23 protein-coding genes and 2 pseudogenes are annotated in these 22,078 nt (G+C 58.9%); 3 read left to right on the forward strand and 22 right to left on the reverse strand.

Annotated features, from left to right (window positions below):
* Positions 1-413: 413 nt before the first annotated feature.
* Both A3A9_RS0137705 and A3A9_RS0137715 read right to left on the reverse strand, forming a co-directional pair.
* On the reverse strand, positions 414-662 hold the full coding sequence (locus A3A9_RS0137705) for a DUF982 domain-containing protein (RefSeq protein ID WP_027033337.1): 249 nt from the start codon (positions 660-662) through the stop codon (positions 414-416).
* A 270-nt stretch (positions 663-932) separates the two neighbouring features.
* The gene (locus tag A3A9_RS0137715) at positions 933-1,235 is read right to left on the reverse strand and encodes a DUF982 domain-containing protein (protein WP_027033335.1); all 303 of its coding nucleotides are present in this window, start codon (positions 1,233-1,235) and stop codon (positions 933-935) included.
* 242 nt (positions 1,236-1,477) lie between these two features.
* Here A3A9_RS0137715 and A3A9_RS0137720 point away from each other — a divergent pair, with 242 nt between their 5' ends.
* Entirely contained in the window at positions 1,478-1,942 is a 465-nt protein-coding gene (locus A3A9_RS0137720; protein ID WP_027033334.1) for a MucR family transcriptional regulator, read from the forward strand.
* A 256-nt stretch (positions 1,943-2,198) separates the two neighbouring features.
* On the opposite strand, the gene A3A9_RS46380 is transcribed toward A3A9_RS0137720, so the two are convergent.
* From A3A9_RS46380 to A3A9_RS43725, 5 genes are all read right to left on the reverse strand, one after another.
* Positions 2,199-2,801 carry a cold-shock protein gene (locus A3A9_RS46380; RefSeq protein WP_080680408.1) on the reverse strand — a complete coding sequence of 201 codons (603 nt, stop codon included), beginning with the start codon at positions 2,799-2,801 and terminating at the stop codon, positions 2,199-2,201.
* A gap of 369 nt (positions 2,802-3,170) precedes the next feature.
* Positions 3,171-4,163, reverse strand: coding sequence for an adenosine kinase (locus tag A3A9_RS0137730; RefSeq protein ID WP_027033332.1), 993 nt, complete (start codon positions 4,161-4,163; stop codon positions 3,171-3,173).
* Positions 4,164-4,263: 100 nt separating this feature from the next.
* Positions 4,264-5,439 carry a methionine adenosyltransferase gene (gene metK, locus A3A9_RS0137735; protein WP_027033331.1) on the reverse strand — a complete coding sequence of 392 codons (1,176 nt, stop codon included), beginning with the start codon at positions 5,437-5,439 and terminating at the stop codon, positions 4,264-4,266.
* Between the two features lie 57 nt (positions 5,440-5,496).
* On the reverse strand, positions 5,497-6,834 hold the full coding sequence (glyA, locus tag A3A9_RS0137740) for a serine hydroxymethyltransferase (protein WP_027033330.1): 1,338 nt from the start codon (positions 6,832-6,834) through the stop codon (positions 5,497-5,499).
* The gene (locus A3A9_RS43725) at positions 6,831-7,217 is read right to left on the reverse strand and encodes a winged helix-turn-helix domain-containing protein (RefSeq protein WP_202596452.1); all 387 of its coding nucleotides are present in this window, start codon (positions 7,215-7,217) and stop codon (positions 6,831-6,833) included. The genes glyA and A3A9_RS43725 overlap by 4 nt, the downstream gene beginning before the upstream one ends.
* A gap of 316 nt (positions 7,218-7,533) precedes the next feature.
* Here A3A9_RS43725 and A3A9_RS46215 point away from each other — a divergent pair.
* Positions 7,534-7,802, forward strand: a pseudogene (locus A3A9_RS46215) (transposase); the annotation flags it as partial.
* Positions 7,803-7,827: 25 nt separating this feature from the next.
* Here A3A9_RS46215 and A3A9_RS43730 read toward each other — a convergent pair.
* The 3 genes and pseudogenes from A3A9_RS43730 to A3A9_RS0137760 all read right to left on the reverse strand — a co-directional run bounded on the left by A3A9_RS43730 (position 7,828) and on the right by A3A9_RS0137760 (position 8,830).
* Positions 7,828-7,996: pseudogene (locus A3A9_RS43730) on the reverse strand (helix-turn-helix domain-containing protein).
* A 160-nt stretch (positions 7,997-8,156) separates the two neighbouring features.
* Positions 8,157-8,402 (reverse strand): helix-turn-helix domain-containing protein, encoded by a 246-nt coding sequence (locus A3A9_RS43735; RefSeq protein ID WP_080680407.1) that lies wholly within the window; start codon positions 8,400-8,402, stop codon positions 8,157-8,159.
* 215 nt (positions 8,403-8,617) lie between these two features.
* A complete protein-coding gene (locus A3A9_RS0137760) occupies positions 8,618-8,830 on the reverse strand; it encodes a helix-turn-helix domain-containing protein (protein WP_027033328.1) in 213 nt (70 codons plus the stop codon).
* Positions 8,831-8,955: 125 nt separating this feature from the next.
* Between A3A9_RS0137760 and A3A9_RS0137765 the strand changes: the two genes are divergently transcribed.
* A complete protein-coding gene (locus A3A9_RS0137765) occupies positions 8,956-9,207 on the forward strand; it encodes a DNA -binding domain-containing protein (RefSeq protein WP_027033327.1) in 252 nt (83 codons plus the stop codon).
* A gap of 29 nt (positions 9,208-9,236) precedes the next feature.
* On the opposite strand, the gene A3A9_RS41005 is transcribed toward A3A9_RS0137765, so the two are convergent.
* The 12 genes from A3A9_RS41005 to A3A9_RS0137825 form a co-directional block, all read right to left on the reverse strand.
* Complete coding sequence (locus A3A9_RS41005) at positions 9,237-9,665, reverse strand: DUF2285 domain-containing protein (RefSeq protein ID WP_027033326.1); 429 nt, start codon at positions 9,663-9,665, stop codon at positions 9,237-9,239.
* A gap of 121 nt (positions 9,666-9,786) precedes the next feature.
* Positions 9,787-10,038, reverse strand: coding sequence for a transcriptional regulator domain-containing protein (locus A3A9_RS0137775; protein ID WP_032933001.1), 252 nt, complete (start codon positions 10,036-10,038; stop codon positions 9,787-9,789).
* Position 10,039: 1 nt separating this feature from the next.
* Entirely contained in the window at positions 10,040-10,672 is a 633-nt protein-coding gene (locus A3A9_RS0137780) for an acyl-homoserine-lactone synthase (protein ID WP_027033324.1), read from the reverse strand.
* A 100-nt stretch (positions 10,673-10,772) separates the two neighbouring features.
* The gene (locus A3A9_RS0137785; protein ID WP_027033323.1) at positions 10,773-11,498 is read right to left on the reverse strand and encodes a LuxR family transcriptional regulator; all 726 of its coding nucleotides are present in this window, start codon (positions 11,496-11,498) and stop codon (positions 10,773-10,775) included.
* A gap of 672 nt (positions 11,499-12,170) precedes the next feature.
* On the reverse strand, positions 12,171-13,577 hold the full coding sequence (locus A3A9_RS0137790) for an aminotransferase (RefSeq protein WP_027033322.1): 1,407 nt from the start codon (positions 13,575-13,577) through the stop codon (positions 12,171-12,173).
* A gap of 158 nt (positions 13,578-13,735) precedes the next feature.
* Entirely contained in the window at positions 13,736-14,233 is a 498-nt protein-coding gene (locus A3A9_RS0137795; protein ID WP_027033321.1) for an Lrp/AsnC family transcriptional regulator, read from the reverse strand.
* Between the two features lie 67 nt (positions 14,234-14,300).
* Positions 14,301-15,845 (reverse strand): fumarate hydratase, encoded by a 1,545-nt coding sequence (locus tag A3A9_RS0137800; protein WP_027033320.1) that lies wholly within the window; start codon positions 15,843-15,845, stop codon positions 14,301-14,303.
* Between the two features lie 6 nt (positions 15,846-15,851).
* Positions 15,852-17,285 carry an NAD-dependent succinate-semialdehyde dehydrogenase gene (locus A3A9_RS0137805; RefSeq protein ID WP_027033319.1) on the reverse strand — a complete coding sequence of 478 codons (1,434 nt, stop codon included), beginning with the start codon at positions 17,283-17,285 and terminating at the stop codon, positions 15,852-15,854.
* Positions 17,286-17,482: 197 nt separating this feature from the next.
* Positions 17,483-18,409 (reverse strand): LysR family transcriptional regulator, encoded by a 927-nt coding sequence (locus A3A9_RS0137810; RefSeq protein WP_027033318.1) that lies wholly within the window; start codon positions 18,407-18,409, stop codon positions 17,483-17,485.
* 172 nt (positions 18,410-18,581) lie between these two features.
* Entirely contained in the window at positions 18,582-19,496 is a 915-nt protein-coding gene (locus A3A9_RS0137815) for an HpcH/HpaI aldolase/citrate lyase family protein (RefSeq protein WP_169627229.1), read from the reverse strand.
* A 121-nt stretch (positions 19,497-19,617) separates the two neighbouring features.
* On the reverse strand, positions 19,618-20,769 hold the full coding sequence (locus tag A3A9_RS0137820) for a CaiB/BaiF CoA transferase family protein (RefSeq protein WP_027033316.1): 1,152 nt from the start codon (positions 20,767-20,769) through the stop codon (positions 19,618-19,620).
* A 14-nt stretch (positions 20,770-20,783) separates the two neighbouring features.
* Entirely contained in the window at positions 20,784-22,037 is a 1,254-nt protein-coding gene (locus A3A9_RS0137825; protein WP_027033315.1) for a methylaspartate ammonia-lyase, read from the reverse strand.
* Between the last annotated feature and the right edge of the window lie 41 nt (positions 22,038-22,078).

Below are 22,078 nucleotides of genomic sequence, written 5' to 3' on the forward strand. Positions count from 1 at the left end.
CGCCGAACCCCGGTCCCGACCATCGGGAGAGGCATTGGCGATCACGCGCCGCCGGTCCGCGGAGCGTGTTCCGGGAAATCGGATGCAGGGCCAAGCTGGGGGAAGGTTCAAACGGCACTTCCGGAGACTGTTGAAGCGGCATCGACGCTCCGCCATCTGCAGCGGGCCAATTCCCGCTCGATGGCTCCGTCTCCTCTGGCTGCAATCACGATCACCGCGACGGCGAAGCCGAGCGGCCGCAGCTGGCTGGCGGACCCTTGTGTTTTGATGGTGGAAGATCAGGCGCCGGACCAGGAAAGCCGTCGCGGAAAGAGCGGGGTTGGCTTGCTCCTGGCGGATGCCGGCAGAGGTATTCGGACCGCGCTCAATCGCGATGCGCAGATGGCCGAAATTCACGAGCGGCGTCCCAAATCTCAATCGCTGCGCAGAATGCGTGCTTCAAGTGCGGCTGCGACGAAAGCTCGTCGAGCGGCTGGTGGATGGGTCTTACCGCGTAACACCTGCAGACAGGTGTCCATCGCTATCCTGCGTTTATCGGTCGCATGATGCAGATCCCGGAGCAAGATAGCGGCCGCGTCGTTGACGTCGAACACGACACGCTCCGAGCTGCGGCGGCTAAGCTGAACTACGACTGGCCTCTCAAATCTGATCAACCCGGTCATCCCCTCCTCCACAGCCACTACTCGGCAAAAAGCCCGGGCCGCCTTTCTTTACTCAGCCGAACGCGACCGCTGCACCTGCGCCATTGAGCCTGGCCATTGGCGGGCAAGCGATCGCCATGAGGCGCGTCCGGCCATGGTCAGCTTGCGTGCGATCTGCGGTTGTGCAGTCGATGGTGAGGAACTGCTTCTCATTCGCGTGGTCTAGCTGTGAAACCTGGACATAGTGCACTGTTTGACGCGCCTCGCCAGTCTCAAACATGTCGTCGATGTCTACACCTGCACTTTTCCACTGCCCGATCTGCAGGCGGCGATCCACTGCATCGCGGAGGTTGCATCTTCCAATATGGCGACCCGCTTCGCAAAGCCGAAAAAGGCATTGCGCGCCGTGCTTACCGGCTTGCGCCCATCGTATGCATCGTAGCATGCCCTCAGGGCGGCTTCGTGGATCAGGTCTCTGCGGTCTTCCGGCCATTCGTTGAGAAAATCGATTGCATCCGCAAGGCCGGCAATCTCTTGGATGATGTGGGTTGCGCGTTTCACAAAAAGGGGGCTGCTGAAAGCCTCAGCGTTCATTGGTTTCTCCCAACTTTCTAAATAGCCAATTTGCGGTGAAGAGGCGCCGCATCGACACGGCGACCATGGCACAATGTGTTGTCAGGGCGATGACGGTTCAAGAGGAGATCCGCGACCGCGGCCGGGCGTGCAGCGATCCGCCAACACATCATGCAATGGCTTGGTTGCTATCAAACGCCGTCGTCACTATTAAGCTACGAAGTGATTCTCACCGCCTAGTCTAAGCCCGCAGGAGCGTTTTTATGACCGAAGAAACCGAGAGCAAAGCTGACAGCCTCATCGAACTCACCGCCCATGTCGTCTCAGCCTATGTTTCGAACAATCCGGTTCCCGTCGGTGAACTGCCTGGGCTTATCGGCCAGATCCACATCGCATTGAAAGGCACTGCTGGTGGGGCCGCACCAGAAAAGCCGGAAGCTCTCAAGCCTGCCGTACCGATCAGAAAATCGGTTACACCCGACTACATTATCAGCCTTGAGGACGGTAAGAAGTTCAAGTCGCTCAAGCGTCACCTGGCTACCCACTATGGCCTTACACCCGACGAATATCGCGCGAAATGGGAGCTGCCGGCAGACTATCCCATGGTGGCGCCGAACTACGCTGCGGCGCGCTCGGCATTGGCCAAGACCATGGGTCTGGGCCGCAAGCCGAAGGAACCGGAAACGCCGGCACCGGCCAAGCGTGCCGGCAAGAAAGCCGCAGCCTGACCGCAGTTTTTCAGGATCGGCTAAGCGGATCCGGCATCATTTCGCACTCGCGAGATAAAATTTGTGCGTTGCAATATCCGCGGCGATCGGTATGATAATGTTGTCGGCCATCTACTCCTCCCAGATGTGGTGCCGACGCTGAATGGGGCGCACCTCCTCCCGCGTCTCATTCGAAATCGAGCCCGCTGCCACCTCCTCCCGGCAGCGGGCTTTTTTATTTGTTGAGCCGCGATTTCGGTAGAGCCAACGCATTTGGCTAAGCGAGGCGAATGCTCCGAACTTCCAGGCCCTTCTTGCCCTGACCGCATTGGACAAACACCTTCTGGCCCTCCATCAGCATGCTCAGTCCCGAGCGGGTCAGCGCGGTGGCATGAACGAAGATGTCCTTCTCACCGTTTTCAGGAGCAATGAAGCCGAAGCCTTTTTCAGGATTGTACCACTTGACCGTGGCCTCGCTCTCCAACTGGGCACTCGTCCCGGCGGTGGACTCTCCAGCGCAACGCGTATGTAGCTGAGTTCTCGCGGTCTGATCGCCGACCTCCAGCACTTGCGCGACCTGATGACCACCTCTTGGACTTTCTTCCGTTGTGACCTTGAGACGCGTTCCCTCGGAAACACCGCGGCTCCCGGCCGCCTCCAGCACCCGGATGTGCAGATAGGCCTGGATGCCCTGCGGCAGTTTGACAAAGCCAAAACCCTTGCTGGTGTTGAACCACACCACTTCGGCGTCGACAGGGTCCGCGGTTACGATCGACGGACGCTGAAAGTAGCTTGGCTCGGAAGGCCGTTCCGTAAAAGAAGCCGCGTCATCGTCATGACGATGCCGGCGTGGCTCACGATGGTCCTTATATTTGCCCATGATCGTCCGACTGGCTTGAACAACGCACTGCGCTCCCGGCGGGATAATCTCAATCGGGCGATGCGTTCATGTCAATTCACCAGTTGGCCGCTTACCCGCTCGATCGCATCACGATCCCGACCTGTTGCCACACGCGGTCGATGATGGCGGGTGAGCAATATATGCGACAGGTCGAGCTGCCGATCGAAACGCTTCCCTATATCGCACGGCAGAAGGTTCGCACTGGAGGGCGACAACGCCATCAACGTTTCGATCATGATATGCCGCGGGCTGCCGTCTCACGCGGATGCGCATCCGACATTTCGATTTACGCGCACTTTTCCGCACAGCCCCCAGGAGGGCAGACGGGCAGCTCGTCATTAACGCCCCCTACAACAACCCAGCCTGCTCGGCCTCGCGGCGCAAATTCTGCCGTGGCCTTGGGCCGATCTGCTGGATCACCAATCCGGCCGCCAGCGAGCCAAGGTCGCCGCAGGTCTTCAGGTCGCGGCCTTGCGTGTAGCCATGCAGGAAACCGGCGGCATAGAGGTCGCCGGCACCCGTGGTGTCGACCAGTTCCTTGATCGCGGTCGCCTGGATGACCACGGTCTCGTCGCCGCGCACGATGACCGAGCCCTTTTCCGAGCGGGTCACGGCGGCGATCTTGCAGTCCTTGCGGATCTGCGCCAGCGCCTCGTCGAAGGAGGCGGTCTGGTAGAGCGATTTGATCTCGTGGCTGTTGGCAAAGACGATATCGACCGTGCCCGAGCGCATCAGCTTGAGGAACTCGTCGCGGTAGCGGTCGACGCAGAACGAATCCGACAGTGTCATCGACACCTCGCGGCCGGCGGCATGCGCGAGCTTCGCCGTCTGCCGGATCGCCTCCTTGGCGCGCGGCGGGTCCCACAGATAGCCCTCGAAATAGGTGACCGCCGCACCCGAAGCCTTGTCGGCCTCGACATCCTCCGGCCCGAGCTCGGTGGCGGCGCCGAGATAGGTGTTCATCGAGCGCTCGCCGTCGGGGGTGACGAAGATCATCGAGCGCGCCGTCGGGGGTAGACCCGCCAGCGGCCTGGTGTCGAAGGCGACACCCTGCGCATGGATGTCGTGCGCGTAAATCTCGCCCAGCGCATCGTTCGAAACCTTGCCGAAGAAGGCGGCACGTCCACCGAAGCTGGCAACGCCGGCCGCCGTGTTGCCGGCGCTGCCGCCGGAGGCCTCGATCGCCGGGCCCATGCGGCTGTAGAGTAGTTCGGCGCGATGGGTGTCGATGAGGTTCATCGCGCCCTTGATGATGCCGTTGGTCTCGAGGAATTCCTCGTCGCACTGGGCGATGATGTCGACAATGGCATTGCCGATGCAAAGCACGTCATAATCCGGCATCAATGTCTCCGCCAACTACCCACCGGCTTTCTGCTATGCCGGCCAGGCGCGGGTCTAGCGAGTTGAAATGGGTTGCCGCATGCGCTTGATCCAGCGGCCCTCACGCAGCTGCCGGTCCTGCTTCACGCAGCAAGTCGTCGGCTCTGTCCGTCTTCTCCCAGGTGAACTCAGGCTCTTCACGGCCGAAGTGTCCGTATGTCGCGGTCTTGCGGTATATCGGGCGCAAGAGATCAAGCATCTTGATGATGCCTTTCGGTCGGAGATCGAAAAGCTCAAGAACAAGGCACTCAATCCTTTTTTCGTCAATCCTTGCGGTTCCGAAGGTATTGACCATGACAGAAACCGGACTGGCCACGCCGATCGCGTAAGCAAGCTGAACCTCGCAGACCTCCGCAAGTCCGCTGGCAACGATATTCTTCGCGACATACCGGGCGGCGTAGGCTGCCGAGCGGTCAACCTTGGATGGGTCCTTGCCCGAAAAGGCGCCGCCGCCGTGACGCCCCGTTCCACCGTAGGAATCGACGATGATCTTGCGTCCAGTGAGGCCGCAGTCGCCGGCCGGCCCACCGACCACGAACCGCCCTGTTGGGTTGACCAGGAATCTGATCTCCGAAGTATCCAGATGGGTCGGCAGGACCGGTTTTATGATCTCCTCAATGACGCCTTCGCGGACTGTATCTTGGGAGACCGCCCCGTCATGCTGCGTTGACAGGACTATGGTGTCCAGTGCCACCGGGCGGAGACCCTCGTAGCGTACGGACACCTGAGATTTCACGTCCGGACGCAGCCAGCCAAGCTGTCCTGTTTTCCGGACCTCCGCCTGTCTTTTCGTCAAATGGTGAGCGAGTTGGATCGGCAAGGGCATCAATGTATCCGTCTCGTTGCATGCGAATCCAAACATGAGGCCCTGATCCCCCGCCCCCTGCTCGAGATCCTGCCCTCGTCCTTCATCAACGCCCTGGCTTATGTCGGGCGACTGCTCGGTGAGAGCCAGAATGACGGCGCAACGTCGACCATCAAAGCCGATGGCATCGTCGTCGTAGCCAATATCGAGGATCGTATCGCGGGCAACTTGAGTGTAATCGATCTCCGCGTGGCTGGTGATCTCTCCAGCCAGAACGACCATCCCTGTCTTCACCAACGTTTCACAGGCGACGCGCGCCTTCGGGTCGGTGCGGAGGATGGCATCGAGGATGGCATCCGAGATGTTATCTGCCATCTTATCGGGGTGTCCCGCGCCGACGGATTCGGAAGAGAACACGAACTGCCTGGTCATGGAATGTCCTCGCTTCAAGTGTTGGAGTTGGGTGGGAGTTTCTGGACTGGGGCGGTCTTACCGGTCGCTGATGCCGGGGACGTCGAACGCAGCGCAGAAGTCGGCAACGTCCCTTCGCACGTTCGCATGAACTTCCTCGTCGTCGGGCTGGCGGCAGACCAGATCAATAAAAGCGGCGATCTGCACCATTTCCCCTTCACGCATGCCCATGGACGTCACTGCCGGCGACCCCAAGCGGATCCCGCTTGTGACCGCCGGGTCGCGCGGGTCGCCCGGCACCATATTAAAGTTCGTAATAATGCCTGCCCTTGCCAGGCGCTCGGCATAGGCTTTCCCTGACAGCGGCCGGCCCCGCAGATCAAGGATCAGCATGTGATTGTCAGTGCCGCCGGTGACCAGGTCATAACCACGGTCCAGAAGCGCCTCGGCCAGAGCCTTGGCGTTGTTGACGATCTGCTGACCGTAGACACGAAAGGACGGGTTTGCTGCTTCCTGCAAAGCGACGGCAAGCGCGGCGACAGTATTCATATGCGGTCCGCCTTGCAGGAGAGGGAACACGGCGCGGTCTATACGTTTGGCCAGATTGTGTTTGGTCTTCGGATGATAGAGGGGCTGATAACGGTCTTCATCCCTTGACAAAATGAACCCACCACGGGGGCCGCGGATCGACTTATGAGAAGTGCTGGTGACTACATCGCAATGGCGCACGGGGGTCGGATGCACTCCTGCGACAACTAGGCCGCTGATGTGCGCAATGTCGGCCACGAGATAGGAGTTCGCCTCCGCAGCGATTTCTGCCATTGCCGCGTAGTCAAAGACGCGCGGGTAGGCAGTTCCGCCGACCCAAATGAGTTTCGGCCGTTCCCGCCTGGCGGTCTCGCGCAAGCGGTCATAGTCAATTTGCTGCGTCTTTTCGTGCAGCCCATAGGGGACGCGTTGATAATCAGTGCCGGAAAAGTTGACGGACCACCCATGAGTCAGATGGCCGCCTTCGGGCAAAGGCAGCCCCATGACTTTGTCACGGGGGCTCAAAAGCGCGCGATAGACCGCCTGGTTGGCTGGTGAGCCCGAATAAGGCTGGACGTTGGCGTGCTCACTGCCAAATAGCGCTTTCAGGCGCTCGATCGCGAGGGTCTCAAGCTCATCGACGATCTCGTTTCCCGCGTAGTAGCGCGCACCCGGGTAGCCCTCGGCGTATTTGTTCGCGAAGATAGAGCCGGTCGCTTCCAGTACGGCTGAGGAGGCAAAGTTCTCAGATGCGATGAGTTTGAGCATCGTCCGCTCTTGCCGCCTCTGTCGTAGAAGCAGTTCGTGAACGCGGCAATCGACATGGACCAAGGAAGACCGTCCGAATGTGCCGGGCTCTGCGATGGCTACGTCAGCGGAGTTATTCATGGTAGTTTCTCACTCCCACCTAGGCGGATCTTTTCACGATTAAGCAGCAGTCCCCTTCGACCACGCGTCTGTACCGCCTCGAGCCGCTCCAGGTCCCGCTTATGATACCCATCGTCGTGGGGCAGGAGATCGACCAGGAATTGAACCAACCCTCCGTCCTTGCCCCCTGCATTGAGATGATATGAGGACCAAGGACGTTGTCCGTTGCCGCAAAGAAAGTCGGCTCTGGCCAGCATCCGGACGTGTCGCGCGACGCGCTCCCGACGAAGATCGAGAATCTCCGCCAGTTCGCGGACAGTCAGGTCGGCATGCGCGCAAAGGCCCAGGATCCGTAGGCGATCAAGATGTGCTGCTGTCATCAGGCGATCGACAAGTATCATCATTGGTCAGCACGGCGCCAAATAGAAGAACCGAACCCCTCGTCCTGCTCGCTTTTTCATGTCGGGCTCTTCGCAAATGCTGTTCGGCAGCGGAACATAACCACATCAGATTTCTGCCACCACTGAACTTGAAAGTTGTGGTGAGCGTACCATTGACAGCGATTTGTGGTCGCAAAGATTCCATAAATTTCCTTGAAGGATCTGTTGCAAGGCCTAAACAAGAACGCAACGAGACTGGCGAGGTGGCTGGTAAGACGGCAAGCTGGCAAACTGCTTGGCCAACAGGGAGGCGAGCGGCGCCACCTCTACCTAGGCGACAGTGCTAACCTGTATCGTGCACCTGATCCGTCATCTGTTCGTGTCGCGGAAGGTCGCGAAGCCGTTGTGCCGACGCTCAGCGCCCTCTGCCGGGGGCGGACGCTAAGCCGGCATGAAGGCTCTGCAGGACTTCGAGGCCGGCGACACCCGGCGATCACTCAGAGCTGGCGGCGCGACTGGCAGCACGTCGTGCCGTTCTTCGCCTATCCGAGTGTGCGCAGCATCATCTACATGGTGGATGCGGTCGAAATGTCCGCGGCGCGTTGGCGCCATTTCCAAATAGCGCTTATCCTGGTCAGTTAGGTCGCACCCCTTCGATGTGGCTGACACGGAGGGCTTGTGCCAGTTCATAAAGCCTGACGATGGTGGTTCCTTTTGCCCTTCTCCAGCCCGCTGATGTACTGCTGGCTGAAGCCGGAGATCTGGGCAAGCTGCTCCTGCGTCAAGCCGGCCTTCTCCCTGATCCTGCGTGCATTTCGTCAGACCAGCTTGCGCTCTCCATGCGAAGGTCAGCAAGTCAAAGCCATTGAGTTTATGCCATCGATGTGCCCGAACCATCTGCCGCCGGGGCAGCAAATCCAGGGCTACGATTTTGGTGACTTGTCGCTTGCCAAGCAGCACAAGCTATCGGTCACGCAAGCGACGCACACGTGCGAGAACCTCGCAAGGGTCGATTTCGAGCGCTTCCGCTACATCGAGGAACTCAATGACGTCCATGCGACGTTCACCGCCCTCATACTTGGCCACGAAAGACTGCGGGCGGCGAAGCGCTTCGGCAACCTTGGCCTGGGTTAAGCCCTTGTTCTTGCGCGCCGCTATCAGCTGTTCCAGCAGCCGGCGTTGGCGGGGCGATCGAAGGGATTTCGGCATCAGATGAACCGGCCAGAAGGGAACCGGCTCATCAACTAATCCCAGTTTCGGATTATCCCATTTTAGGATATATTTGCAATCCACAAGGCAAACCGCGCCATGGAGCAAACTGTATGGTCGAGACCATGTCGAAGAAAAGCGGGCTCAGTTCATGGGCGGCGGTTGCGCGTCATCCAGATGGATTTCGGCAATCCGGGATGGACTGATCGCCTTTGTTACTGCGGCGGCCTAATCAACTCACAAGGATCAACGTCAAACGCTTTTGCGAGCCGGCCAAGCACACTGACACTTGCGGAAACCCGAGCACGCTCGATCGAGCCCACATAGCGCATGCTCAGTTCTGCGCGGGCAGCCAATTCTTCCTGCGTCAGGTCCTGATCATGGCGCAAACGACGCATGTTGATCGCCATGACTTCCGTGAGGTCCATGGCGAGATAGGGACCAGAACCGGAACTATCGTTCTAGGAACGATCGTTCCTATTCGCTATGGTGAGCCAACCGAGGAGAAGCCGTGCCCGATCACAACAAACCCCAAACCGGCAAGAGGGTCGCGATGAAACGCAAAGTCCAAGACGAAGTCCCATGGTCGGACAGCCTGACCGCTTACGACAATGAGCACTTCACCATCTATATGAGGCTCCTGGACGCGTCCGCCGACGACGCCAGCGAAGACGAGATGGCGCAGCTCGTCCTTGGCATCGATCCGATGCGAGAACCTGAGCGCGCCCGAATGGCGGTTCGCAGCCATCTCGATCGGGCAAACTGGATGGTTACGACTGGATACAAAGAACTGTTCGCGCGCTGACCGGCTCCAGGTGAGCTATTCCAATCATCTTAGACGAGGAAATCCCGATAGCCACGATCCATGAGCATGTGACCGCGCCGGACGGCACGGCGGATTCGATCGCGAAGGTGGTTGCGCGGATCCGTCCAGTCGGCCTGGACGCGTTGTCGAGCCAACAGGGCCATTGCGATTTGGCGATGCGATGCCCCGCCTAGCGAGCCGTCGAGCGCCTGAAGAACAAAGCGCAGACGGCTAGCGCGCGCTTCGGGGGGAAACAGCCTGTCGGGAAATTGTCCAGTCGCGTGAAAAGCATTGAGGCATTCGAGCGCATTCAGGTGCTGCCTCATTCGATCGGCGGGCCAGATCGCGTCGACGGAAAGCCGAACGGGGCGCAAAACCTCCGCGCCCTCCACGACAAGTTGGAGGTCCCGGTGAGCATTTCGCAGCATGACGTGCTGTCGACCGTCCGCCGTGATCATGAGTGCCGCCCGACATGGCAATCTAGCGAGATCAAACGAAAGCGTTTCGGGCGACAGTGCCTTTTTCGCAATGACCGGCAGGACATGCGGGCATTGGCGGGAGCACCAGAACACAGCCGCATCAGGCCTCAACGAGCTTGCGAAACAGGAGCCCCCACTGCGTGAGATCGAGCGACGATCTCACCAGTTCTACCTCGAACCACCTTTCTGCAAATTCTGCGTGCTCAAGCGCGTGCCTGCAGTCACGCTGGAAGGCCGGATTGCGCCGCAGGAATTCCCAGGCCCAGCCGCGTCGCGTCAGGTGCCGCGTATAGCGATAAGATTTCTCATCCTGCCAGTCCGGCCAGTCGGCGTCATTACCTATCATAGCCATGTCAGGCGCCCGTGCAGAGCACTGGCGCCCACAGGACGGGACCGCCAAGACTGCCACTGTGGCGGACCGCAGCAAGGCTCGCCTCTGAGACATCCAAACAGCCGGCAACTGCGCACGTGGTGCCGATTGTCTGGGGCGGACCGATCCGGGCCAGCGGCCATCCGGCGCGACGCAGGATTCGCTCCATGCGCAAATCCGTAACCGTGACGATATGGGTAAGCTGCCGCGACAAACCGAACTCGATCATGCCAGCGAGGAGTTGATAGGTCGCAACAGCAATACTCCCACTGCCCTTCGGTGAAGACGGTGGAAGATCAAGGGCGAAACGGCTGCTTTCCCAGACGCTCGGTTCCTCGGGTGCCGTTCTCTCCTCCAACAGCCTCGAAAAGACATCTCGCAACATCGTCGGCCCCGTCGAGGGCAGAAGGCGTACGCCGCTCCCGACGCGACCGGCGGAATCGCACAACACAAGATAGTGCGGTTTCAGGGAATCGAATGAATCGATCTCGAAGCCGCCGGTCGTGCTCACGTTCCAATCGAGGCGCTCCTTAAAGACGCGGTAGCGCAGGCGGTGCATTTCGTGAAGTTCGTAGGCAAAGGCGCCGTGCCAGCCGGGCGCAATAAGCTCAATCATGATGGTCTCCTCGCAGGTATGACCCTGCCATTGGAGGCGAACCTTCATGCCGCGACTGCCTGTGCATTTGCACAGGTCGATCAAAGAGGGATTCTGTCCCTCAGAGAATTGATGATCGTGAGGAGGCCAGCAGTGTCACTGCCTGATTTTTGGTGCGCACGCCGAGCTTCTTCTTGGCATTGTCCAAATGGAAAGCGGCCGTGCGCTCCTTGATTCCCAAGATACAGCCGATCTCCCAGGCGGACTTGCCCTTCGCCGTCCACTCCAGGCATTCGTACTCACGGGGCGTCAACGAAACACCATCCACCGCCAGACCACACGAAAGCTTGCGGCGAACGCCAATGTGAAAGCACATCGCCATAATCTCGAGCGCCTGCTCATACTTCTCGGCGACGCGCAGGAAGGTCGGATCGAGCCTGTCTGCCGCGAAGGTCATCGCAGCGACACCGCCGCGGCGATCAACAAGTGGTATCGTCAGTCCGCAGCAGATGCCGAATTCGGCAGCCTCATCGAAAAGCTGTTGCTGTCGCGTTGAAATGCCAGCATGGCCGAAATCAGGTCCCCACTGAAAGGGATATTCGCTGCACCTTGCCCATTCTATGACTGGGTCGATCCTTTCATATTGGTGGCGCAAGTAGTGCGACGTCCAGCCAGAATGATAGTTCGATATCAGCCTGGGTTTTGTGACGCGATCAGACACCAGAGACAGATAGGCAAATGCGGGAATGTCGAAGGCGCCGGCGGCGCTGGCCAGTGCGTTATGGAAGTCGACTTCATCAACACTCAAAGACAACTGTTCCAGCAAAGTTTCGAAGACGAGCTGCATTTTCTCCTGCGGCTGTTTTCAATTAAACCTGGGACTTTCCGGCTTCTTGGCAGCTACGGCGAGAGGACTCGCCCCCCGAGATGTTCGACGCTGGAGAAAATTCACCGCGGTGACTACTCCCCGGACCTTCGATCATATGAAAGGAGGTGCATGCGACCTCGACGCCGGCTGCCGTAAGCCGCGGGTCCGAAGCTGCGATTGTGGGCGGTCGCCATGGTGTATAAGAATTATCGAAGCTCGATGTGCCATCCGGATATGCAGATGACCTCCTTCTCGAACTGTCGATTGCGGAGGCGCTACAATCACGCAGATCCAGCGGGCCACCCAGATCCAGCGGGTCAAAAAAGGCGCCCTGCCGGCGGGGAGGTACATCGGCAGGGCGCGCCGCACAAACACCCTGGTCGTTGGGCAACAGGACAGCGGCGGCAGAACTGATTTGGTTATCGCTTGCGATCAAAGGTATCCGAAGCATGCTTAGAATCCGACGGCTTCAAGTTCAGCAGTTTCGGTCGGCTCGGCGCGAAATGCGCTGTCAACCCGCCTTCACCAATGGGACACCGTGGGCGACAGGCTGACGTCAAAGCGTTTGGTCCGTGGGAAAGTTCCTCCCAGGGACCACTTTACCCGGGACGGCGTCGAACCCGGGGCTCGCTTCCGTCGGCACTCGCATGTTCATATCGCACCCTCGGCCTTCAGCGCGCGATAGGTCGTCTCGACTGATTTCGCGGTTGCGTTGACGATTATGTCGATCTCCTTCCGGGTGATGATCAAAGGCGGGGCAAAGCCGAGGATATCGCCGTGTGGCATGGCACGGCCGATGACACCATTCTCGAACAGAGCAGCGGCGGCTCGAACCCCGACCTGAAGATCGGATTCAAACGGTATTCTCTGCTTTGGATCTCGCATCAGCTCTACGGCGGAGAGGATTCCGACACCACGAACCTCGCCAACAATGGGGTGTCCCGCCAGTTCGGCATTCATGCGGGCATGCCAATACGGGCCGACATCGCGGACATGCTCCAGGATATTTCTTTCCTTTAGGAGTCGAATATTGGCGAGCGCGGCCGCAGCGCAAAGCGTGTGACCCGAATATGTCCAGCCATGGCCGAGGGCGCCGTGCTTCTCTGTTCCTTGTTCCAAGATCGACCAGACGCGGTCGCCAATGATTGACCCGGAGATGGGCAGGTAGGCGGAACTCAAACCCTTGGCGATGGTCACGAAGTCCGGCCGCATGCCATAGAGGTGGGAACCGAATTTCTCACCGGTTCGTCCAAACCCGCAAACCACCTCGTCGGCGATCAGCAGGATATCGTACTTGTCGAGCACGCTTTGAATAGCGGTCCAGTATCCTTTTGGGGGTGGAACGATACCGCCTGTCCCAAGCACCGGCTCTCCAATAAAAGCTGCAACGGTCTCCGGGCCTTCAGCCACGATAAGGGCTTCAAGTTCATCCGCGCAGCGTTTCGAGAATGCTTGCTCACTTTCGCCGTCATGCGCCTGGCGATAGTGGTGCGGCGTCGTGGTATGGCGCACCAAGTCCAGCGGCAGGTCGAAGAAATTATGGAAGAAGGCAAGGCCTGTCAGGCTCCCGGTGACCAGCCCGGACCCGTGATAGCCGCGATGACGCGAGATGATCTTCTTCTTTTCAGGGCGGCCCAGAATGTTGTTGTAGTACCAGACCAGCTTGATGTTGGTTTCGTTGGCGTCGGAGCCGGAAAGGCCGAAAAAGACCCTTCGCATGTTCTGACCAAAATACTCGACCACGGCCTCTGCCAAGAGGGCGACTGGCTCTGTTCCTTGACTTGCATAGATATGGGCGAACGGCATTTCGTGTGCTTGCCTGGCAATGGCCTCGGCAATTTCCGTGCAGCCATATCCCATGTTGACGCAGTAGAGCCCACCGAAACCGTCGAGGCTCTTTCGGCCTTCGGTATCCCAAATGTACACGCCTTCCGCACCGGCCATGATCCGATTTGGGGTCTCGCCTCGGCTGTGCTTGGCCAGATGCGTGGACGGATGAAAGACGAAGCTTCGATCCTTCTCTCTGAGTTGCTCGGTTCCCAGATTACTCAACCGCATAGTCCTCTCCTCGCGATGGATTGGCGGAGGGCACTCGGCCGGCCGCGTTAGCAATTACCATACCGCAAACGCCTCTCCAGTTTCGCGGGAATGCACGTCCTTCGCCGACGAATTCGCGGAATGGGGATCAAAAGCCGTGGAAACGAAGGCGTCGGCGTTTACCGTCGCCTTAGTGCGGACAAGGGGATTGGTGAATTGGACTTGATTGGTTTGGTCACGACAAGACTGTAATATTGATCGATCCCCAAGCCTGCCTGCAGCAGTCTCTCCATGAAATCCTGATACGCAGCCATAGAAGGAGATGCGACGCGCATCAGATAATCGATCCGCCCGCCGATAGCCCAGCAATCCAAGATTTCCGGAAATTCTCCGATCGCAGTCTCAAAGTGTCTTTGGTCCTCGAGGCGATGACGTTCCAGAACGACCTCCACCATCACAAACACCATGCCGCCGATGAGGGCCGGACTCAGCCGCGCGTAGAACCCCTCGACAATCCCTGCTGTCTCGAGTGCACGGAGCCGCTCCGAGCAGGCCGACGCCGAAAGATGAACGCGTTTTGCAAGCTCGCTTTTTGAGATCCGGCCGTCTGACTGAATCTCTGAGAGAATCCGGAAGTCCCAAGCGTCCAGGCGCGCAGGATTGGGCTTCGACTTCATGACCTTGTGCTCTTAAGCCGTGTTGACAATGGAATTGACGCCGATCAACCGAGCTTGGTCGGAAGGCTCAAACGCCGATGTTGCGTGCGATGCTGTCCGCCGCCATGCGCTTGCGCCACTCAAGAGGCCCAGAATTGTGAATTGAGTTTCCCTCAACATCGACAGCCATGATGACAGGCATATCCTGCACCTCGAATTCATAGACTGCTTCCATGCCCAGGTCTTCGAAGGCAATGAGCCGCGCTGACTTGATTGATTTTGATATCAGGTAGGCAGCCCCACCCACTGCGATGAGATACGGCGTTTTGTGCCTTACAATCGACTCGATGGCCGCCCGTCCTCTCTCCGCTTTGCCTACCATCGCGAAAAGCCCGGTTTCGGCGAGCACCTTGTCCGTAAAATCGTCCAAGCGGCTGGACGTTGTTGGGCCGGCCGGTCCGACGACCTCATCTCTCACGGCGCGGACGGGTCCAACGTAGTAGATTACGCGCCCCTGCAGATCGAACGGAAGCGGCTTGCCGGCGTCGATCAACTCGACCATTCGCTTGTGGGCGGCGTCACGGCCCGTCAGCATTTTTCCGGACAAAAGGAGCGTTTCCCCGCAACGCCACGACGCCGTCTGTTCCTTGGTCAGCGCATCGAGGTTCACTCTTCGTACGCCGGCTGGACTCAATTCGTCCGTTCCAATGTCGGGCCATTCGCGCAAATCGGGCGGCTCCAGCATGATTGGTCCAGAGCCATCCAAGGTAAACTTCAGGTGCCGGTTGGCGGCGCATTGCGGAATGAGCGCCACGGGCTTGGACGCGGCATGAGTAGGATAGGTCGCAACCTTGACGTCGACGACTGTCGTCAGGCCACCAAGGCCTTGGGCGCCGATGCCCAGTGCGTTAATCCGGTCATAAAGTTCAATCCGCAGTGCCTCTTCCGCGCTTGAAGGCCGCCTGGCAATCAATTCCGCCATATCGATGGGCTGGTTCATGGCCTCCTTGGCCAGCAGCATCGCCTTTTCAGCGCTGCCACCGATGCCAATCGAGATCAGGCCGGGTGGACACCACCCACTGCCAAGCGTCGCGACTGTGTCAACCACCCAGTCGGAAACGGAGGCGCTGGGGTTCAAGGTGGTAAAACGTGCCTTGTTCTCTGACCCGCCGCCTTTTGCGGCAATGGTGATGTCAATCTGGTTACCTAGTACAAGGTCGACGTGGACGACCGCCGGCGTGTTGTCACGAGTATTGACTCGTCCGGCGAGCGGATCGGCAACGATCGATGCCCGAAGGGGGTTGTCCGGGTCGAGATAGGCCTGACGGACGCCTTCATTCACGAGCTCTGCGAAACTGGCCGTTGATTTGATCCGGGCGTCCATGCCGACTTTTGCGAAGACCACCACAAGGCCGGTGTCCTGGCAGATCGGCCGCCGCCCGAAGGCCGCCATGCGGGAGTTCAGCAGAATCTGCCCTATTGCGTTTTTTGCCGCTGGGCTCTGTTCGCGCGCGTACGCTTGCGAAAGAGAGCGGATGTAATCTGGAGGATGGTAGTACGAGATGTACTGAAGGGCGTCGGCCACGCTCCTTATGATGTCCTTGCCGGCGATGGTCCGTGTTCTACTGCCCACCGGATCTCATCCAAATGAACCGAGGCCGTTCACCATTTTCAGGATCTGGAAGCTCCGTACCCCCTGCTCGCCTCCTTCATATCCATAGCCGCTCTGTTTGACGCCTCCATAAGGTGCATCAGCTGAAACCCCTTTCAGGTAATTCACACTGACAGCGCCCGCCGAAAGACTATTGGTCAGCTTTCGTTGCGTATCGGCAGCGTCCGTGAAGAAGTAAGCGGCCAAGCCATACTCAGTGTCGTTGGCTTCCCCGATGGCCTCGTCGAGCGTATCGAACGGAGCCACGGTGAGGATCGGTCCGAACGGCTCTTCATGAAGCACTCTGGCATCCTTCGGCACGCCCGTCAGGATGGTTGGCGGCCAGTAAAAGCCCGCTCCGTCGAGGCGGGTTCCACCTGTCTCGATGTGGGCGCCGCGATCGACCGCATCCTTGGTCAGACGCTGCATGGCCTCGATTCGCCGCGCGTTTGCCATCGGTCCCATCTCCGTCGCAGGGTCGTCCGGTAGGCCTATCCTGATCTTGCGGGCGGCTTCCGTCATCCGGGATAGGAATTCCTCGTAGAGTGTCCGAGCGACAAGAATCCTGCTGGGCGCATTGCAGCTCTGGCCCGCGCACTCGAACTTGTATTCCGAAATAGCCGGTATCGCCTTTGCCAGGTCGGCATCCTCGCACACTATAACCGGAGAGTGCCCACCGAGTTCAAGAATGCAGCGCTGCAAATTATTCGCCGCGAGCATGGCCAGCTGTTTTCCAACAGCGGTTGAACCGGTGAAAGTCAAGACCTTCACGATTGGTGAACTGAGCAAATGCCGCGATATATGCACCGGCACACCGAAAACCAGATTGACCACGCCGTCCGGAACACCTGCTTGGCGCAATGATTCAACGATATGGACAGCTACGCTCGGTGTCTCTTCAGCCCCTTTGAGGATCACTGGGCAGCCTGCCGCCAACGCCGGGGCGAGCTTGCGGGTGATGAGCACGGCCGGATAATTCCATGGCGTGAACGCAGCAACGACACCGAGCGGCTCCGGAACGATCATCCGGTTCGGACCCAACGGAATAGTCGCGGACAGCTCTTCCGCGTGCGTACCGTTCCACTCCAGCGTTTCGACCGCGCGCGCGTACTCGCCTGTTGCTTCGGCAATCGTCTTTCCCTGTTCGGCCGACAGGTCCCTAGCTGCTGGTTCAATCTGCGTTGCCAAGACTCTTGCGGCTGCTACCAGGATCTCGCCACGTTCTTTTGCAGGCCGTGAACACCAAGCCTTGCGGCTGCGTTCTGCCGAAGCGAGGGCCTCGTCCAGATCCGACACCGTCGCCGAGGCTACCGAGGCAACTACCTTCTCCGTTGCCGGATTAATCACCGGCAATGTGACTCTGCTACCACCCGCCCGCCATTTGCCGTTGATGAAGAGCTCGTAGCTCCTGGCCTCGGACATCGCGTGCTCCACTTGTGTGAATTTTTTGCCGTACGATCGCCGTTCGATAGCGAACCGCTAAACTCGCCTGAGCCAGTTTCATCGCGAGTGTCGCGGCAGGTCAAATATCGAATATTGCCGAAATCCATCTGGAATCCAGATCGATCTGATCCTGATGGCCGCAAGAAGACATAGCGTTTCCAAATAGGTCGAAGAGTTCAGGTGGCGTCAGGAGCCGCGGCTGCCCAGGCCTCACTCTCAATTAATTCTCTGGCGACCTTGGGGATGAGCTTGCGGACCGCGGAGACGGCCGCAGAACGCTCATCTTTCGGATTTACGGCAAGTACGACGGAACGGGTAATCACCGGATCGACGATTTTGACCGTCCGAACTAGCCCTTGAGTGGCTTCTTTTTGAACGGCTGAGGGGGCGAGAATAGAATGGGCTTTTCCTTCTATAACCATGTTGATGATCGTTGAGAGCGAGTCCACTTCAAACTTGACGTCCAGCGCGCAACCGTGTTGTGCGACGACGTCAGCCACCGAACGTCTGACATTGTTATTGCGCATGGGAACCGCCAGCGGGAACGCGTGTAGATCCGCCAGAGATATCGAAGCTTCGAAAGGCGGTTCACCTGATGGCACCACGAGACAGAGCTCTTCGCGCGCCAGGACCGTCATTCGTGCCACACTATCCGCTGTGCGGTAGAGAACTGCCAGATTGAAGCGGCCAGCAGCCATCCACTCCTCCAGCGGTCCCGTCATACCCTCGATCATCTTTAGTGAGACCCTCGGCAGTTCGGCTCTCACTGATTCAAGCAAGGGGCCGCTCAGCACGCGAGCGGCTCCCGACGGAATGCCAATGGTCACCTCCCCGGCAGGGGAAGCGGCTGTATTGGTCAATTCCGCCTCGGTGAGTCGAATTTCCCTGAGAATCGCCCGCGCTCGCTCGAGCAGTTTGGCTCCTGACGCCGTCACGCTTACGCCGGACCTGTCGCGTATCAGCAGCTGAGTGCCGAAGCCTTCCTCCAACTGACGCACATGCAAGCTCAGAGCGCTCTGAGCAATATTGAGGAACGCAGCAGCCTTCGTGAAGCTGCCCGCTTCGACTACGCCGACGAAGTATTTTAACTGCCTAATTTCCATCATTTGAAGTGCCCAACTGAGGCACTTCCCCAGCTTCCTCGTATCTATCTCGAAAAGTGATGGCGAGAAAGCAATAATTGTGCCGCACTGCAGCAATCGCCCAGGCAATCCACGGCCGAGGCAAGTGGAGCACCTTCGTGTCGTGTCGTCCGAGTCTGGGCTAATCAGCCGTTCAAACGCCCAACTCGGCCTTTGGACCCATGGCGATGATTTCACGGGCCCTCCTGACAACCGGGGCATCGACCATCTTGCCGTCCAAGGCGAAAGCACCCCTACCCTCTGCCGCGGCATCCCTTTCGGTCGCGAGCACGCGCCGGGCCCACTCGAACTCCTCTGCGCTTGGCGAGAAGGCTTCATTCAGGATGGCAACTTGTGTCGGATGAATCGCCAACGCTCCGACGAAACCGAGCCGCCTTGCCTGTATGACGACATCGCGGAACTTCTGCGTGTCCGAAAACTGCCCGATACTTCCAACGAATCCAAGAGGCAGCAGACCTCTCGCACGGGCGGCGAACAAGACCGAAAGGTTCGGTCCTAGAAGGAGCTCTGGACTTGGTGTCCCGCCAGCGGCCGCGCTGAAATCTTCCGGACCAAGCGCCATCGCGGCCATCCGTGGATGGGCCGAAGCTATTGCCGCGAGTCTCGTCAATGCCCCCGGAGTCTCGATCTGGGCAACGAACCGAATGCTTCCCGCGTCAAGATTCCTTTCGTGCTCAAGTTCCGTCACGGCATCAGCGACTTCCATCACCCACTCGGCCGATTCCACCTTGGGAAGGACAAGCGCATTGACGCCTGCGACGACCGCTGCTTCAAGGTCGGCAGCCAGCGCGCGCAGGCCACGGTTCACGCGGACCAAAACCGACGCACCGTTGCGACCCACTTTTGCCACCGATCCACGAAGTTGACGCCTTGCCTGGTCCTTCCGGTCTTGCGGGACCGAGTCCTCGAGGTCGAGTATGACGCCATCTGCACCCCGCTCATGGGCCGTCTTAACGAAGCGCGGAACGTGAGCGGGAACGAAGAGCAGGGATCTCCAGCGGGGTACAGACATAGGGCTTTCAATGGCCGGAAAGGTGTCCTTGATCATGGAGTCGCCTCTGCGGTCGATTTTAGCGAGCTCGCAGGGCCGCCGATTCGCTGGATGATCCGTGGTACACACGCTCTCCTATAGATCGCGAGCGCACCGGCCTTACCGACAAGACGCACGCTCACGCCGATGTGGCTCTTTCGCGCAAACGTCCCAGAACCTCCTCGCGGACAGCCTCGGTATGAGCGCCAAGAGCCGGGACAGGGCGCAGCAAAGGGTGCTCAGCGTTGAAGATCGCTGCGGGGGCGATCGTCTCGATGGTCCCTTCGGGTGTTCCGACCTGCACCTTGCGAATGTGTGGGTGCTTTGAAACATCCGCGACTTCGTTCAGTCGGCCATATGCCAACCCGGCTGCCTCAAGCTCCTGCATTGCTTCGTGGCATAGCAGTTTGGAAAAGCGCCGTTCGATGATCTCATCAAGTTGCGCACGGTGACCGAGGCGCTCCATATTATCGGCGAAACCAGGTGCGCGTATAAGCTTCGGCAGCTTCAGGAACTTTTCGCAAAAATTCACCCATTCACGGTCATTCTGAACCGAAAAGATGACCTCTTTGCCGTCGGCACACCGATAGGCACCATATGGCGCGAGCGACGGGTGTTTCACGCCCGCGCGCACCGTGTGATAGCCGCTGTAGTCGTTTTGAAGAACCGGCACGTTCATCCAGTCGGCGACGGCATCGAACAGTGACACCTGGATGCTTGTCCCTTCGCCAGTGACCTCGCGGTGATATAGCGCCTGAAGAATGGCGCTATGCGCGTTCATGCCTGCCGAGATGTCGCAAACCGACACACCCACACGGGCGGGCCCCTGTTGCGTCCCGGTGATCGCACACAGACCAGTTTCGGCCTGGACGATGAGATCATAGGCCTTCAAATGGGAGTACGGCCCTGTGTCGCCGAAACCGGAGATATCGCAGGTGATCAGACGCGGAAATCGCCGACGGAGATCCCTAGACCGGAACCCCAGTTTTTCGATACTGCCCGGCTTCAGGTTTTGGATTAAGACGTCGGCACCGGCAATGAGCGTGTCCAGGACGGCGCGGTCCCCCTCAGTTCTCAAGTCCAGACAGACCGACTCCTTACCCCGGTTGAGCCAGACGAAGTAAGCGCTTTGTCCCCGCACCAACTTGTCGTAGTTGCGGGCAAAGTCCCCTTCGGGCCTTTCGACCTTGATGACACGTGCGCCGGCGTCAGCAAGACGAGACGATGCATAAGGCGCGGCCACGGCCTGCTCCACGGCGACGACAGTGATCCCCTCAAGAGAGTTCTGCATGCTACACCGTGCTTTCATCCAACGTTTTCGTTTTGAGCCCGACGACGGTTCAGCATCGCAAGCAGCCGATTTTGTTCATTCCCAACGATTGAAAATGCTTCGTCGACACCCATACCGGGCTTTGCGAGCATCATGTCGGCCTGGGTCGCGACCGATACGTGGACAGAAGCTTGGGCGGAGAGATCCGTCTCGGTACAGCTCCCCCCGACATACGCTCCAACTTGGTTCTCCTTACAAATAAGAACGGCACGTGCCGTGTCGGCAATTGAGCCAACATCGGGGGTCTTGATTTGGACGAGATGGGCGGCCTTTGCTTCGGCAAAGAGCCGGATATCCTCGAGCATGTTGCATCGCTCGTCCACAACAATACGGGCATTGGAACCCCGGTTGTCCAATATCGATACGATCTTGGCATAGTTCTCAATTTGTGCCTGCGTCGAACCGAAATCCGCTGGGGACTCGATGTTTAGCGTGAAATCCGGGACGGTATTTGCAACCTGGCAGATAAAGTCCGCGATGTTTTGCGGCTCAAGGCCGATTTCCTGGCCGATCCAGCCATACACATCGAAATGCAGCACCGGATGATACCCCGGGCAGCCGATTTCGCGCGTACGCCTTGCAACCCACTTCACGAACTCCATGAAGGTCTGGCCGTTGATTCCGAATTTCTGCCGTGAGTTGATCAGGCCGTGGGGAAGCACATCCACGGCCTTCAGAATCATCTTGTCGACATTGATTTCGCGAGCATCGCCGCTCTGGCAGTAGATCGGGACCCTGCGCGTCGGCAGCGGCAAGTCAAATTCAGCGCATACAACCTCTGCCATGGTGGCGCGCTGGAGGTAGGCCGCGGCTCGAAGCAGGGCCTGGCTGACGCCATACTCAATCGCGAGAGGTAGCCGCTTATGTTCGTGAGGCTCGAGAACCTTCGCGCAGGCCACAAGGTAACGAGATACATCAACATCCAGAAGCCGAGGCGCCACGACCCGGGAGGTCAAATCCGAGATTTGAGAAGTTTCAAACAATGGATCGCGTCCGCCAGCACCAGAGTACTGAACGCCCATCATGTCGCCCCAAACAACGGTGTCGTCGGAGAGGACAAGCCCGACGCTGAGCGACGATGCTGGAACGCGAATGGATGTAAACCCGGGCGTTACCGGTTCGCCAACATAGATGAAAGCATCCTGCGAGGCCCCGGCCCTGATAGCAGCCTGGTCGTCATAGAAAAATGCGCCATTGCCAAGCGTGAGGAGGACGTCTTTGATTTGCAATTCAGTCACTCGATTCATTCTGAGGGGATTAAATTTCGTTC

Origin of the sequence: Mesorhizobium loti CJ3sym (assembly GCF_000472785.1) — a bacterium.
Taxonomy (GTDB): domain Bacteria; phylum Pseudomonadota; class Alphaproteobacteria; order Rhizobiales; family Rhizobiaceae; genus Mesorhizobium; species Mesorhizobium loti_E.

Excerpts from the sequence above, each read along its gene's own strand:
- A3A9_RS0137705 (WP_027033337.1), bottom strand. The coding sequence starts at position 662 with ATGACCGGGTTGATCAGATTTGAGAGGCCAGTCGTAGTTCAGCTTAGC.
- A3A9_RS0137715 (WP_027033335.1), bottom strand. The coding sequence starts at position 1,235 with ATGAACGCTGAGGCTTTCAGCAGCCCCCTTTTTGTGAAACGCGCAACC.
- A3A9_RS0137720 (WP_027033334.1), top strand. The coding sequence starts at position 1,478 with ATGACCGAAGAAACCGAGAGCAAAGCTGACAGCCTCATCGAACTCACC.
- A3A9_RS46380 (WP_080680408.1), bottom strand. The coding sequence starts at position 2,801 with ATGGGCAAATATAAGGACCATCGTGAGCCACGCCGGCATCGTCATGAC.
- A3A9_RS0137730 (WP_027033332.1), bottom strand. The coding sequence starts at position 4,163 with ATGCCGGATTATGACGTGCTTTGCATCGGCAATGCCATTGTCGACATC.
- metK (WP_027033331.1), bottom strand. The coding sequence starts at position 5,439 with ATGACCAGGCAGTTCGTGTTCTCTTCCGAATCCGTCGGCGCGGGACAC.
- glyA (WP_027033330.1), bottom strand. The coding sequence starts at position 6,834 with ATGAATAACTCCGCTGACGTAGCCATCGCAGAGCCCGGCACATTCGGA.
- A3A9_RS43725 (WP_202596452.1), bottom strand. The coding sequence starts at position 7,217 with ATGATGATACTTGTCGATCGCCTGATGACAGCAGCACATCTTGATCGC.
- A3A9_RS43735 (WP_080680407.1), bottom strand. The coding sequence starts at position 8,402 with ATGCCGAAATCCCTTCGATCGCCCCGCCAACGCCGGCTGCTGGAACAG.
- A3A9_RS0137760 (WP_027033328.1), bottom strand. The coding sequence starts at position 8,830 with ATGGACCTCACGGAAGTCATGGCGATCAACATGCGTCGTTTGCGCCAT.
- A3A9_RS0137765 (WP_027033327.1), top strand. The coding sequence starts at position 8,956 with ATGAAACGCAAAGTCCAAGACGAAGTCCCATGGTCGGACAGCCTGACC.
- A3A9_RS41005 (WP_027033326.1), bottom strand. The coding sequence starts at position 9,665 with ATGATCACGGCGGACGGTCGACAGCACGTCATGCTGCGAAATGCTCAC.
- A3A9_RS0137775 (WP_032933001.1), bottom strand. The coding sequence starts at position 10,038 with ATGGCTATGATAGGTAATGACGCCGACTGGCCGGACTGGCAGGATGAG.
- A3A9_RS0137780 (WP_027033324.1), bottom strand. The coding sequence starts at position 10,672 with ATGATTGAGCTTATTGCGCCCGGCTGGCACGGCGCCTTTGCCTACGAA.
- A3A9_RS0137785 (WP_027033323.1), bottom strand. The coding sequence starts at position 11,498 with ATGCAGCTCGTCTTCGAAACTTTGCTGGAACAGTTGTCTTTGAGTGTT.
- A3A9_RS0137790 (WP_027033322.1), bottom strand. The coding sequence starts at position 13,577 with ATGCGGTTGAGTAATCTGGGAACCGAGCAACTCAGAGAGAAGGATCGA.
- A3A9_RS0137795 (WP_027033321.1), bottom strand. The coding sequence starts at position 14,233 with ATGAAGTCGAAGCCCAATCCTGCGCGCCTGGACGCTTGGGACTTCCGG.
- A3A9_RS0137805 (WP_027033319.1), bottom strand. The coding sequence starts at position 17,285 with ATGTCCGAGGCCAGGAGCTACGAGCTCTTCATCAACGGCAAATGGCGG.
- A3A9_RS0137810 (WP_027033318.1), bottom strand. The coding sequence starts at position 18,409 with ATGGAAATTAGGCAGTTAAAATACTTCGTCGGCGTAGTCGAAGCGGGC.
- A3A9_RS0137815 (WP_169627229.1), bottom strand. The coding sequence starts at position 19,496 with ATGATCAAGGACACCTTTCCGGCCATTGAAAGCCCTATGTCTGTACCC.
- A3A9_RS0137820 (WP_027033316.1), bottom strand. The coding sequence starts at position 20,769 with ATGCAGAACTCTCTTGAGGGGATCACTGTCGTCGCCGTGGAGCAGGCC.